The following is a 13133-nucleotide window of genomic DNA, read 5'->3' on the forward strand; positions in this document are numbered from 1 at the left end:
GGTCCCTCACGGACGGATGGCCCAGAACTCCATGGCCAGGCCCGGAAAGTCACCGGCCAGGTGCATGGCGACGCCGCCGGATTTCTCGAGCTGGCGCCACATGTCGCCGCTCTTGTCGAGCTCGAAGTAGTGGTAGCCCGCGTTGTAGGGAATCTGCCGCGGCGCCACCGGCAACGGCCGCACCGTGACGCCCGGCAGCTGCAGCTGCACGAGATCGCGAATGCGCTCGACCGAACCGATCTTGACCTGCGTGGGAAAGCGCTGCTGGATCGCCTCGGCCGGCAGGTCCGCGTGCACCGCGAGCACGAAGCCCGCATTGCGCACCAGCACCGGATCGGGCATGCGTCCCACGCGCACGCCGTGGCTGCGCTCCTCCAGCTCGATGGCGATCGCGCTCTGCTCGAGCACGGCCGAGAGCGATCGGCGCAGCTCTTCCATCAGCGGACGGATGCTCTCGTTGAGGTTGTCGTGGTCGTACACCGGCCACAGCACCGGACGGCGCGTGGGCGAGGTGTGCGTGGCAAGGTGGCAGGCCAGCTTGAGCCAGTCGATGAAGAGTTGCTCAGGGTGCACCTGCACCGCCTGCTGCGCGTGCCAGGTGGTCGCGAGGTAGCGGTTGACCAGCTCGAGCAGGAGGAAATCGGAGACCTCGCTCACACCGCCGCGGCCCGGTTGCGAGAGCCGCGAGGCCAACGCCTCGGAGCGTTGCGTGAGCAGGCCGTGCAGCTCCGCGATCATGCTGCGCAGCATTGCGTGGGCCGATGCATCGAGCACCGGCGGGATGTAGTTGGCATCGACCACCAGCTTGTGGTCGGTGCGCCGCTCGATCACGCGTACCGCGCCGATGGCCTGCCACTCCGCGGTGAGCGACGAGGCGCGCGCAAGGCGAAGGCGCGGCGCCGCAAGCTGCAGCACCGCCGGACCGAGGGCCACCGCGTTGCCGTCGGCCACCTCTCGCTCGATCACGCCGAAGCGCGCGGCAGAGCCCTCGTCTTCGGCAAAGATGACCTCCTCGCTGCCGGGCCTGCGCAGCGGCAGTGCGAGCACGATGAGTTCATCGGTCAAATCGTTGGGCACTTCGTAGGGCGGCGGCGCATCTTCGATGCCGAAGGAAAACGGCGTGCCATCGGGCAGCACGCCGGCGCCACCGAGCAGCGACACGCGCCCGAGCGCATAGGCGTCGCGATCGATGTCCAGATGCAGCCAACCCCAGTACGCGCCCTGCAGACCCGCGGCGCGGCGCGTGACGTACTGCTCGACGTAGCGCTCCAGTTGCTGGAAATGCTGGGGCCGCAGGTACATGCCTTCGGACCACACCACGCGGTTCGCCAATGCCTGCGGATGGGCGCCCGATCTTGCGGAGCCCGAGTTGCGAACTGTCACCAAAGAACCTCCTGGGAGTGCTCACACGGAAGCGGGAGATGCGCTCTGATGACGGCCTCCCGATCGATCGTTCTGCGCTTGATGCTACACGCCGCTTGTTGCGTTTTGCACCGCATTTTGCGCACTGGTTTTTCGCACTTTCGCACTAACTTTGCGATGTCGTTAACGACTTGGTAGTAACTCGATGCCCGTCTTGCGGATGGCAATGCGCACCGCTTGTTCGCTTGGCGAAAACTGCCACACCTTGTACAGATTGGTTTGCTTCGGCTCCTTGAGCGGCAACACGATGCGCCACCGCGCAGCTTCGAGCTTGCGGTAGCCCGCGATGATGCCGATGGAGCGCGAGTCGAGCCCTGCTTCCCGCTTGAAGACACGCTCTTCGCCGCTTCGCATGATGGCCTGGTCCGCATTGACGAGCTCTGTCGACAGCGTCTCGCGGTCGCGGTCCTGGAGCGCGAAATAGTCTGCGGTCTCGAAGTTACCGGAAGATTTCAGTTCGAAGACCTTCACGAGAATCGGCGCTGCCTGGCCGCGTCCGTCGGGGTTCACGCCGTCGTCGATGCGGATGGTGACCGCATAGGGCGTGGGCAACGACTTGGCGGTCGATGCGCATCCACTGACGAGGCCCGCAAACAACGGTGTGGTTGCAAGTGCGCCCTGAAGCAAGGTTCGTCGCTGCATGAGATCTCCCTCAGAGGTTCGCGGCCTATATTATCGAATCGTGTCCCCGGACGACGACGCATCGTGTGCTTGTGTCGCAACCTGGCGGCATACTGTTTCGAGCATTGCCATTCATTGCCTTTCGCGAGGTAGGAGAGAAGATTGAAGTCATGTCTGCCTGCTCTGGCTTTCACGCTTTTTCTGGTATCCGGTTGTCAGACCGCGCCCGAGCCGCCACCGCAACCCGAACGCCTGAGCCAGAAGGTGGCACGCGACACGCTCGAGCGCGCGCAGCAGGCCTATGACGAAGGCGACTACGCCAAGGCCATCTCCACGCTCAAGAGCGGCGGCGTGTCGGTGTTCGACGGTGCCGAGCCCGCCACGCGCCAGAGCGCGATGAAGCTGGAGGCCTTCAGCTATTGCGTGAACAACCAGATCCCGGAATGCCGCACGCAATTCCGCAAGGTCCTCGATGCATTCCCGAGCTTCGATCTGACCGTCGCGGAGCGCAAGCACCCGGTGTGGGGCCCCGCCTTCGAGGCCGCCAAACGAATGAAGCGCTGACCATCGCGGTCACCGCCGACCGACGCCCGAGATGAACAGGAAGACGCCATGCGCTGGACCGTGATCGAACATGCCGGCAGGCCGGTGACAACAGGCGCCTCGGCGCTGCTTGCAGCGCCCGGAGGCACCATCGGACGCAGCCCCGACAACCACCTCGTGCTGCCCGACGAGCAGCGGCAGATCTCGCGCCTGCAGGCCACCGTGCGCTTCGACCAGGAGGGCGCTGTAGTGCTGCGCAACATGAGCGCGGTGCTGCCCATCAGCGTGAACGGACGCACGCTGCAGCATGAGGAAGAGTCGCGCGTTGCGGACGGGGACCGCGTGGTCATCGGGAGCTATGTGCTGGAGGCCGCGAGCGCCCAGCGTGCGACGAACGTTCCCGCAAGGCCGCCTTCGCCACCGCCGATCGATGCGCCGGCGACGCTGCATCCGCCTGCGGTGCAGGCAATGCCGGCGAGTTCGCTGGATGCACTGCCGCAAGAGGCGCCCGTGTCCGACGTGTTCTCGGACCTGTTCGGCGCGGGCGCGCTGCCCATCGGTGACGCGCCGCCGACGACCGTGGCGATGCCTGCGCCTGCATCGGCTTCTGTTCCTGCAGCGACGCCCCTGCCCTCGCCTGCGCCGGCCTTTGCACCACCGCCGCAGGAACAACAGTTCGCCGCACCTGCGGTCACGGCTGCACCATCACCAGCACCACCGCCGTTCGCGAAGACGGCTGCGCCCACCACATCGCAGATTCCTTCCGCCGCCGATTGGGACGCCATCCTCGCGAACGCGCCTCGCCGCGTCGACAGCGCGTCGGCACCGATGCCCGATCCCTTGGTGCACGAGCCTTTCGAGCTGCCGTCACAGGCGCGAAGAAACCCCGTCGATCCGCTTGCTGAACTGAACCCAGGTGCAGCGAACGACATGTCCGACATCGCGCTCAAGCGCGGCATGGATCCGCTCTCGTTCTTCGCGGCCGACAGCAACGCACCCTCGCCGCTCGCCGATCCGCGCCCCACGGCACTCACCCACGAAGACCCGCTCAGCGACAGGCACCCGGCCCTCGATCTGCTGGGCAAGCCGCCGGCTGTGCAGGGGTTCAACCACTCGAACCATGCGCGCGAAGTCGGCGCGCAATTCAGGCCGCCGAGCCCGGTGGCATTCGATGCGCCCGAGGTGAAGCCGGTGAACGCGGAGGTGAGCCCGTTACCTGAACCACTACCGCCGTCTCCACCTCCTCCACCTCCTCCGCCGCCGCCGCCTCCTCAAGCAACATCGGCACCCACGCCGATTGCGGAGCCGGAAACTCCCGCCGCCGCGCTACCGGTCACGGCCGCACCCGCGGAGGTTGTTCCGCCAGTCGAGATCGTGTCATCGGAACTGGTCGAACCCGAACAGGCCCCGGCACCCACTGCGCTTTCGCCTTCGCCTCCCGTCGTGGCCGCAGCGCTCCCGCCCGCAGCGGCGTTGTCATCACCCGCGTCTTCCGACGAACTCTTCAAGGCCTTTCTCGAAGGTGCCGGCGTGCCCGATGTTGCCGGCCAGCAGCCGCTCGATGCGGAAGCCATGCGCCACCTCGGCCGGCTGATGCGCGCGTTCACCGACGGCACCATCGAGCTCTTGTCATCGCGCGCGATGCTCAAGCGCGAGGTGCGCGCCGAGATCACGATGATCGTGGACGAAGAGAACAACCCCTTCAAGATCCTGCCCAACGGCCGCGCCGTGCTGATGCAGATGTTCGGCGCGCGCATGCCCGGTTTTCTCACGCCCGAAGCCGCAGTGCACGATGCCCTTGGCGACCTGCAATCGCACCAGCTAGGCATGGTGGCCGGCATGCGCGCGGCGCTGCTCACCGTGCTGCAGCGCTTCGACCCCGCGACGCTGAGCCGCACCACACCGCACGACGGCAGCCTCGGCGAAAAGATGTTGCCCGGCGGGCGCGAGGCGCGCCTGTGGCGCCAGCTGCGGCAACTGCATGCGGAAACGGCCGCGGCCGTCGAAGACGATTTCCAGGCCGTCTTCGGCCGCGCTTTCCAGCAGGCCTACGACAGGGAGATGGAACGCCTGAAGGAAGCGCGCCGTGCTTGACGCCACCCGCGCCGCCTTCGCGGTTCCCATCTCGACCTCGCAGTTCTCCTGCGTGGGCGAGCGCTCCGGCAACCAGGACGCCATCGGCTACCACCTCGATGAGCACAACGCGTGCTTCGTCGTGAGCGACGGCGTCGGCGGCCATGCGGGCGGCGAACTGGCCGCGCGCATCGCGGTGGACACCGCGCTCAACACTTTCGTGGGCCGTCCTTCTGTCGCGGCCGACGACATCCGCCATGCGGTGAAGGCGGCCAACGACGCCATCCTGGCGAGGCAGCGCGAGCTCGCCGACCAGAGCCGCATGAGCGCGACCATCGTCTCGCTGTTCGTGGACCGTGCAAGCGGCCACGCCTCCTGGGCCCATGTGGGCGACAGCCGCCTCTACTGGTTCCGCCGCGGCGCGTTGATGCAGCGCACCGAAGACCACAGCCTGTCGGCGCGCTCGGGCGAAGCCGCGAGCGGCAGCGGCGCCAACGGTGGCGAGCGCCTGGTCAAGACCAACCTGCTGTACCGCGCGCTCGGCGCGCGCGCAACGGCCGAGACCACGTTGTCGGCGTCGCAGCAACTCGCCGATGGCGATGCGTTCCTGCTGTGCACCGACGGACTCTGGCAATTGATCTCGCAGCAGGTGATGGAGCGTTCGCTGCAGCTGGCGGACAGCGCCGAGGAATGGCTCGCGCTGTTGCGGCGCGCGGCCGAGGCGAAGGCCGACAAGGCGCGGGACAACTACTCGGCGCTGGCGGTGTGGGTGGGGGCGCCGCAGCAGGTGACGCTGGCGGGCACGGCGATGCCACGGGCCGCGGCCTGAGCGCGGCCGCGCGGGTGGCGCGCCCGCCGCCTCAGAAGCCGAAATAGAACATCTTGAAGTGCATGCCGGGAATGCACTCGAAGCCCAAGATATTCATGCGGTTCTGCGTCGTCAGGCTGCCCAGCCGGGTCGCGGGTGTGCCTCTGAGCAAAAGGGTGAACATGCCGGCGATGTGCCGCATCACCTGCATGAACACCTGCGAGATCATTCCGCCCATCACACCGGGCTGGTCGCCCAGGGTGATCGGCGTCATGGTGGCCATGTTGTGCATCGGTGCGCCCATCAGCAGCATGTTCCAGCACACGGGGATCGACATGGGCCGGATCGCAAGGTTCGGAAAGGGAAACGGCACGGGCGTGCGGCAGACATCGGGAAAGCCGATCGACCCTCCCAGCCATTGGTGAGTTGCCAGACACATGAGGTTGCCTCCTTGAAATTCGATTGAAAAAGCGATGTGGAACGGGCGCCGGCCCTCAGCCCATGTGGATCTGCGCGGCGTCCACCTTCATGAGCTCCTTGCCCGTCATCAGCACATGCTTGCCGTGCACTGACACCGACTCCTGCGCACGCATGTCCAGGTGACCGGCGCGGACCTGGTCGGTCTCGTCGACCAGCCGCAACGCGCTGCGCGCCATCTGCACCATGCGCCCGGCCACGGTTTCGAACAGCTTGCCCACCAGACGCAGGCGCCCCACCGTGCCGTCGACCGACTCGCCGGTGTAGCGCATGTCCGCCACGTCGCACTGCGCCTTCTCGGCTTTCATAGTCCATCGGGCGCCTTGCATGTCGAGTGCGCCGCCGCTTCGAAGACGCAGATCTCCGTCGCCTTCGATGGACACCGCGCCCGCATTGGCAGCCAGGGTCAGGCTGCCGGGCACGTCGATGCGGCTCATTGCGGCGTCGGCCTGTTCGATCACCGCGATCAGGTAGACGCGCAGGCGGTCCGGACCGGACAGCAACACGGTGTCGCCGGGCTCCGGCTTGAGCAGGCAACTCGCCGCACGGCGGCACGACCAGAGCGTGCCGTCCTCGGCCTGGACGCCGAGCTGTCCGTCGGGCATTGACGAGACCAGCCGCCCCACGAGCTGGACGGGCACCGATTCGGTGGACACGGGGCGCAATGAAACGACGTTCATGGTGGGATCCCTTTCTCTTTCAATGTTCTTCACAGATGAACCGATGGATGGGCGGGTTGCCGTCACAAGATGCCCGAGCGCGCCTGGGCCTTGAACAGGTCCGGATCGTTCTCGATGATCCCGCCGCGCCCTGAAAACCGTGCCCCGGTTTGAATGGCGCGATGAAAACGGGTTCGTAGAAAGCGTGCCTTGCGAAAGTCGGCGTCGACCAGTTGCGCGTACGAAAAATCGACATCCTGCAATTCGGCATCGCGAAAGATCGCGCCGGTGCAGCGCGCCGTTTGGAAAACGCTCTCGGGCATGCGCGCATCGCTGAAGTTCGCGCCCTCAAGCTTTGCCTCGACCCAGATGGAGCGATCGAAACGCCCGCCGCGAAAGTCCGCTCCCGTGAGATCGGCCTCGGGAAACAACGCGTTGGGCGCATCGGCCGCGGCAAAACTGGCGCCGCGCAAGGACGCGCCCTTGAAGATGCACTGCGTCAGCGTGGCCTGATGGAAGTCCACGTTGTCCATTTGGCTGTCTGTGAACACGCATCGCTGGAAATGGTGTCCGGCAAACTTCTGGTCATTCAACACGCACTCCGAGAACACCACGGTCTCGAAGCGCGCGCCGGTGAACACGGCAGCCGCGAGGTCCAGGCGGTGAAAGATCACTGCGTTCAACATGGCGCCGGAGACATCGATGTGATCGAGCGAGGATTCGGCGAAGGTCACGTGCCTGAACGTCTGCGATTGCAGGCGGCCTTCCCGCAGCTCGCAGCGAAAGAAGATCGTGCGGTCCAGGTTCGCTTGAGCGAAGCTCGCACTAGCGAGGTCGGACTCCGAGAACGCGGTGCTCTCGAGCAGCGCATCGTCGAAACGCGCATCCGGTAACGTGCATCGAAGGAACTTGGCGTTCTTGAGCAGGCTGCGCGACCAGTCGCTGCCGTCCATGCGGCAATGCGTCATGAGGCTGCCTCCGACATTCGCGCCCGAGAAGTTCGCGCCACCGAAGTCGACGCCGTCCAACACGGCGCCCGACAAGTCGAGCCCGCTCATGTTCCAGCCCCTGCAGTCCGCACCCTGGATGGGAACGCCGTGCCGGATCTGATCGAGCAGTTCGTCATGGGTCATGCTGCCGGAGCCTCGAGTCGCCGTGCCGGCCAGACCTTGGCGTTCTGGGTGTAGGCCCCCTCCATTCGCGTGCGCGCGTCGACCTGGGCCTGGGACACGTCGGTCCGGTACAGGTTGGCCCCGCCCAGGTCGGCCGAACGCAGGTCGGACTTGGACAGGTTCGCATCGATGAGGTTGGCATCGCGGAACGAGGCACCGGTGAAATCGGCACGGATGAAGAGGCTGTCGCCGGCCACGACGCGCTCCAGCTTTGCAAAGCTCATGTCGCACTCGGAGAAGTCGCTGTTGTCGAGCCGGGCGTCGCTCAGGTCTGCATGCGCGAGCGACGTGGTGCGCAACCCGCACTGCTTGACCAGTGCATTGCGCAACAGTGCGTGCGAGAGGGAACTGCCCTGCGCAAAGCTGCTGCCCTCCAGCGCCGCACCCGAGAAATCGACCGCCTCGCCGCAGTCGGTCGTGACGAAGCCGCAACGCAGCAAACGGGCCGAGACGAAGGAAACGCGCTGCAAGCGGCACTGGATCCAGCTCATCTGGTCGAAGTCGGCTTCGTCGAAGAGCAGGTCTTGCAAGGTCATATTGATCAGTGCCACTTGCCGCCAACGCGATTTGCTGAAATCGCATTCCTTCAGCACGGCTTCGTTGAAGTGCGTCTGTTCGAAGCTTGCGCCGACGAAGTTGCAGGATTCGAAGTGGGCCTTGTGGCAGTTCGTCTCGTACAGGACCGCACCGCTCAGCACAGCCTGGTCGCACCGCGCACCGCCCAGATTTGCCTGCCGCAGGTTCGCGTGCGCCATCGACGTGCGCACGAGTTGCGCCCGCGCCAGCACGGCCTGAGAAAAATTGCAGCCGTCGAGGTTGGCGCCGGCGAGGTTCGCGTCCTCCAGGTTGGCACCTGAGAAGTCGGCACCCTGAAGCGCCATGCCGGACAGGTCGATGCCTGTGAGATTCAGCCCCGAGAAGTTGCGCTTGCCCGGCTCTACCGCAGCCAGACGGCGACGCCATTTGCTCGAGCGGGCCGAGGGCATGGCCGGTGCGGGCGCCGACAGGTGCGCGGAGTGAAGCTGGCTCTGACGCAGCAGCGCCGCCATGCCGGGGGTTCCGCCGTCCATCTCAGGTGGTCCGGGCTGCGGGGCCTCGCCCGGCAGCGGATCGTCCTCGGCCTCGTGCGCAGAAGCAGGTTCTGGGTCGACACGCGGCACCGGCGCAGCCGCATCCCAATCGGCGAGCGGGCCCAACGCTTCCCGGGTCCGCTGGGCCTCGGCCTCCATGCGTTCCAGATACTCCGGCAGGTCGTCGATGGCCGGCAGCTCCTCCAGCGCCTGCGGCGGCGACAGGAACTTGTCGGGGTCCTGGCCCTGCGCCAGCAATTCCGCGCGGCGCGCGTCGTAATCGCGTTGATGGCCGGCGCGCATGTTGCGCGCCATCGGCTCGGATAGCACGTCGGGCAACAGCGACCTGTCCCACTCGCCCATCACTTCGCGAGGCACCAGGTCGCTGTCGCGCAACGCCTGGATGGCACCGCGCTCGGAGTCCAGGCGCCGGCGCATCACCTCCTCGTAATGCGCGAGCGGCCTGGACGCATCGGGCAACTCGAGCGCGGCCATGAGGATCTGCACGTCGGCCGCGTCGTCCTCCACGATCGGGAACACGCCGTGCCAGATCAGCGCCACGCGGTCGCGGTGCGGAAAGAACCAGGCGGTGGTCAGGCGCAGTGGGGTCTCGCGCAGTTCGGTGCCGTCCTTGCGCGGGCTCACGAAGCAGCGCGGCCGCCAGTCCGGCAGGTTGCCGCGCAGGACCGGCACGTCGGGATGCATGTTCCATATCTCGTAAGACGCGCCAGCAGGCAACGCCTGGTGTCCCTCCCAGCGCTGGTCGGGCGGGGCGGCATTGAAGTAGCGCCAATCGATGTCGCGCGCGAATCCCGGAAAGTCGTTCTCCAGCCATTCCTGGTCGTACTTGGTTCCCATCAGCGACATGCGCTGCGGCCAGTCCGGCGGAATGGCGCCCAACCCCGCCGGCGCGGCGGCCTGGCGTGGCGACGACACCTGCGAACCCGGCGCCTCGACGTTGGGCAGCCGGCGCGTGCGCACACCGTTGACGGTCTCGTCCACCGTGCCTATGCCCAGCGGGTTCTCGGGCACCGCCGGTCCGCCATAGGCGTGGCGCCAGTCCACCGGCATTTTCTCGAAAGGCTGCGCGAGCGTAGGCCGGTTGTTCAGCCAGAACCTGTCGCCGAAGACCGTGAGCTTCTTGTCGATCTCGCCCACGCGCACACGCACCGCGCAAGCCGTCTTTTCGGCCTGGTGATGGGTGTAGCCGTAGCCGCTCACCAGGAACTCCGGCGTCTGCTTGGGCGTGCCCAGATCGAGCACCGCGCCGGGGCCCATCTCGTCGGCCGCCGTCTTCCACAGCGCCTGCTCCGGCATGAGGCGCGGCTCGTCCCCCAGGCTGCAGAACGCCATCACGGCCACGCCGAGGTGGTCGCGGCGCTGCCACCGATAGGGGCGGGTCAGTGTGCTGAGGCGGAACGGCTTGACGGTCTTCACGAGTCTTTCGATGGGCTAGTTGGCAGTTCAACGAGGATTCCACCATCGGGATCGCTGGCGTCGTATCGGACAACTACCGGTCTTCCTTTTTCATAGGTCGACAAAGTAGCCAGCGACACCAATGCATTCGTCTTGGTTCGATGGGCCATGCCGTCCTCGCCCGCAAAGGACACCACCAAGGACACGAGGGCCCGACCATTGAAGATGCCCCGTCCCAACTCGATGCTCTCGACCAGACCCATGGCGTGGGCCCTCATGCGTTTGCCCTTCAGCAGGCGGGCGCCGAAGATTCCTGCGAGCTCGCCTCCACCACAAAGCAGCAAGGCACCAACCAAGCCGCACAGCATGGACAGCCAGGAGTAATCGATGCCGCCGGTCGAATCGACAAACGTGAGGGACACGGCAACCAGCACGAGCAGAAGACCGATTCCGGGGAAGATCACGACTTGCCACCGCTTGTCAGAAGAACGAAATGAGGCCTGCGAGCTTTGTGTAGAGCGCATTCGACTTCGCCGCCACGCCGGCGTTCGACTGGTTCAACGCCACGTTGGAGGCCCGCAGCACCTTCACATCCACGGCAGCAACGCCGATGTTCAGATTGACCACCGAGTATGTTTGGGTCGTCCGTACGCGCATGGTGAAGAAGCCGGCGTACGTGTGGATCTTGGGCGCTTCCGACTCGATGATGTTCTTCGCCTTGGTATAGGCAGAGTTTCCGGCTTCCGTATGAATATCCCCGTCATACTTATTTGTATGATTTGCAGTCGAATGCAAAAGGATGTTCTTGGCATCAACCTTGAAAAGATGACCCAACGCGTTGATTTCCGTATTGCCACCGGCCGAACTGTCTAGGTAGATTTTTCCTCCGGAACTATCAACGGTGAAGTCGCCACCCTGATTGTTGTGCTTGATACCGCCGCCAGAAGAAGTATTGAAAATACTCCCTCCAGAATAAAGAATTGTCTCTGCAGTAACGACTGTATTGCTGATTCCGCCGATTTGATAGTCTTCTCGCCCGGTCACTTCAACCCATTTTTCTTTTGATTTTTCAGTGTAGGTCGCGCTGATTTTTGTCGTCTGTGGGCCGGTAATCGTTTCTTTGAGCTCAACTTTGATATTGCGCTCTTCACCGCTATCCACTGAATCCACCCTCTTGCCGGTGATGTGAATCGTCTGATCACCATCAACAGTGATTTCCTGCGGGCCACCATTTACCGTCAGCGTGTGAGGGCCATTCACCGTTTCATCGAGCGATGTATTGGTCGTGTAGGTATCCGCACCTTCAATGGTTGTCGTGCGAGTTCCGCCCACGGTGTGCGTCTCGTCTGCCTCGACAGAGATGCCGAAGTCCTTTTGTGCATGGATCTTGATCGACTCATTGCTCGGGTCGTCGTCGATCACGAAGTGGTTGGCCAACTCGCCATCGCCCTTCACTGTACGGCTGATGAACCCGCTGACCGTCGCCTTGGCCGGCAGCTCGAGCGGCGGCATCTGGTCGGCGTTGTAGACGCGGCCGATGATGATCGGCCGGTCGGGGCAACCGGCGATGAAATCGACGATGACCTCCTGCCCCACGCGCGGATGGTTCACGGCGCCGAAGTTGGAGCCCGCCCACGCGCTCGACACGCGAACCCAGCAGGAGCTGTCTTCGTTGCGCTGCCCATAGCGGTCCCAGCGGAACTGCACCTTCACGCGGCCGTACTTGTCGATCCAGATGTCTTCGCCCGGAGGGCCGACGACCGTGGCGGTCTGCGGCCCGTGCGTGGTCGGCATCCGCGTGACGCGCGGCGCACGGAACGGGAACGACGTGGGCTGCACGCCGAAATTGAAGCTGTACAAGCCTTGCGCTGCACCGGTCGCGTAGCCGCCTTCGCGCAGGTTGTAGGTGACCGAGACGATCAGGTATTCCTTGTTGTCCTCGTCGCGCGGCGCGTTCTGCATCTTGAAGCAGTAGCCGGGAGCCATGCCGCGCACATTGCAGTGGCCGGTGTCGACTTCGGCCTGCGCCTGCGCCTCCTCCAGGCGGATGCGCGCGTAATGCTCGCCCTGCCCGGCATCGCTGTAGCCACCGAGCCATTCGTACATCTCGTACTGGCCATGGTCGTTGCCCCGCGGTTGGCTGCGGGTGTTGAGCAGGTCGGCCTTGGGCTTCTTGAAGTCGAAGTCGTCGACCACGAAGGTGCCCGGGCGAATCTCCTCCGTCACCTCCCACTGGTCGATCACTTCGCGGCCCTGCTCTCCCGGCCGGTCGGTGGCCAAGTAACCGATGCGCGGATAGCCCGGCAGCGTCTCGTGCGCGCCCATGTCGTCGGCGAGCACCAGGATGTGCTGGTTCTTCTCGTGCTTGAAGTAGTAATAGATGCCTTCGTGCTCCATGAGCCGGCTCACGAACGCGAAGTCGGTCTCCTGGTATTGCACGGAGTAGTCGCGCTGGCGGTAGCTGGCGCTGAGCTTCTTCTCGAAGGCGAATCCGTACTCGCCCAAGACCTCGTCCAGGATGTCGACGACCGATTTGTTCTGGAAGATCTTGCAGTCGCTGGTGCGCGTGAGATACCAGAGCCATGGCTGCACGAGCGCGCGGTACACCACGTAGCGCGACGAACTCTCCTCGCGGCCGATCATGGTGAAGCGTGTGATCTGGCCGTTGAGGTAGCGCGGCGTGCCGTTGACGGTGACGATCTCCAGCGTGAGCGGCTTGCCGAGCACGGCCTTCATGTCGACCGAGGTGTTCGGGCTGAGCAGATCGACTTCGAACTCGAACAGCTGCGAGAGCCCCTCGTTGCCGTGCATCGAGCGGAACAGCAGCTGGTCCTCTCCAAGCGGTGTGTGGGCTTTGACGACTCTGGCCATG

At 65.0% G+C, this 13133-nt stretch carries 11 protein-coding genes; 3 read left to right on the forward strand and 8 right to left on the reverse strand.

All coding sequences use genetic code 11. From position 1 onward, the window contains the following. Positions 1-6 precede the first annotated feature (6 nt). Together tssK and tssJ are read right to left on the reverse strand one after the other, a co-directional pair. Complete coding sequence (gene tssK, locus QF040_RS11920) at positions 7-1302, reverse strand: type VI secretion system baseplate subunit TssK (RefSeq protein ID WP_306879692.1); 1296 nt, start codon at positions 1300-1302, stop codon at positions 7-9. Between the two features lie 243 nt (positions 1303-1545). Beyond that, on the reverse strand, positions 1546-2064 hold the full coding sequence (gene tssJ, locus QF040_RS11925; protein WP_013541337.1) for a type VI secretion system lipoprotein TssJ: 519 nt from the start codon (positions 2062-2064) through the stop codon (positions 1546-1548). 243 nt (positions 2065-2307) lie between these two features. Between tssJ and QF040_RS11930 the strand changes: the two genes are divergently transcribed. From QF040_RS11930 to QF040_RS11940, 3 genes are read left to right on the forward strand one after another with little or no spacing between them, the layout of a single operon-like run. Next, positions 2308-2607 carry a TssQ family T6SS-associated lipoprotein gene (locus tag QF040_RS11930; protein WP_234975018.1) on the forward strand — a complete coding sequence of 100 codons (300 nt, stop codon included), beginning with the start codon at positions 2308-2310 and terminating at the stop codon, positions 2605-2607. Positions 2608-2655: 48 nt separating this feature from the next. Next, positions 2656-4680: a type VI secretion system-associated FHA domain protein TagH gene (gene tagH / locus QF040_RS11935; protein ID WP_429611210.1), complete on the forward strand. Its 2025-nt coding sequence runs from the start codon at positions 2656-2658 to the stop codon at positions 4678-4680. Next, complete coding sequence (locus tag QF040_RS11940; protein WP_429611211.1) at positions 4673-5488, forward strand: PP2C family protein-serine/threonine phosphatase; 816 nt, start codon at positions 4673-4675, stop codon at positions 5486-5488. The genes tagH and QF040_RS11940 overlap by 8 nt, the downstream gene beginning before the upstream one ends. Before the next feature lie 31 nt (positions 5489-5519). Here the strand turns inward: QF040_RS11940 and QF040_RS11945 are convergent, their stop codons facing one another. The 6 genes from QF040_RS11945 to QF040_RS11970 form a co-directional block, all read right to left on the reverse strand. Then, positions 5520-5906, reverse strand: a complete 387-nt coding sequence (locus QF040_RS11945; RefSeq protein WP_429611212.1) for a DUF4150 domain-containing protein — start codon at positions 5904-5906, stop codon at positions 5520-5522. Positions 5907-5961: 55 nt separating this feature from the next. Beyond that, positions 5962-6624 (reverse strand): DUF3540 domain-containing protein, encoded by a 663-nt coding sequence (locus QF040_RS11950; RefSeq protein WP_306879311.1) that lies wholly within the window; start codon positions 6622-6624, stop codon positions 5962-5964. A 62-nt stretch (positions 6625-6686) separates the two neighbouring features. Then, entirely contained in the window at positions 6687-7736 is a 1050-nt protein-coding gene (locus QF040_RS11955; protein ID WP_429611213.1) for a pentapeptide repeat-containing protein, read from the reverse strand. Beyond that, a complete protein-coding gene (locus tag QF040_RS11960; RefSeq protein WP_429611214.1) occupies positions 7733-10282 on the reverse strand; it encodes a DUF2169 domain-containing protein in 2550 nt (849 codons plus the stop codon). The genes QF040_RS11955 and QF040_RS11960 overlap by 4 nt, the downstream gene beginning before the upstream one ends. After that, entirely contained in the window at positions 10279-10725 is a 447-nt protein-coding gene (locus tag QF040_RS11965) for a hypothetical protein (RefSeq protein WP_429611215.1), read from the reverse strand. Before QF040_RS11965 ends, QF040_RS11960 begins: the two co-directional genes overlap by 4 nt. Positions 10726-10741: 16 nt before the next feature. Further along, positions 10742-13132, reverse strand: a complete 2391-nt coding sequence (locus tag QF040_RS11970; protein WP_429611216.1) for a type VI secretion system Vgr family protein — start codon at positions 13130-13132, stop codon at positions 10742-10744. Position 13133 lies beyond the last annotated feature (1 nt).

Source organism: Variovorax sp. W2I14 (assembly GCF_050435205.1).
GTDB lineage: Bacteria > Pseudomonadota > Gammaproteobacteria > Burkholderiales > Burkholderiaceae_C > Variovorax > Variovorax paradoxus_C.

Coding starts and splice junctions, on each gene's coding strand:
- QF040_RS11950 (WP_306879311.1), bottom strand. CDS start 6,624: ATGAACGTCGTTTCATTGCGCCCCGTGTCCACCGAATCGGTGCCCGTC.
- QF040_RS11945 (WP_429611212.1), bottom strand. CDS start 5,906: ATGTGTCTGGCAACTCACCAATGGCTGGGAGGGTCGATCGGCTTTCCC.
- tagH (WP_429611210.1), top strand. CDS start 2,656: ATGCGCTGGACCGTGATCGAACATGCCGGCAGGCCGGTGACAACAGGC.
- QF040_RS11955 (WP_429611213.1), bottom strand. CDS start 7,736: ATGACCCATGACGAACTGCTCGATCAGATCCGGCACGGCGTTCCCATC.
- tssK (WP_306879692.1), bottom strand. CDS start 1,302: ATGTACCTGCGGCCCCAGCATTTCCAGCAACTGGAGCGCTACGTCGAG.
- QF040_RS11970 (WP_429611216.1), bottom strand. CDS start 13,132: ATGGCCAGAGTCGTCAAAGCCCACACACCGCTTGGAGAGGACCAGCTG.
- tssJ (WP_013541337.1), bottom strand. CDS start 2,064: ATGCAGCGACGAACCTTGCTTCAGGGCGCACTTGCAACCACACCGTTG.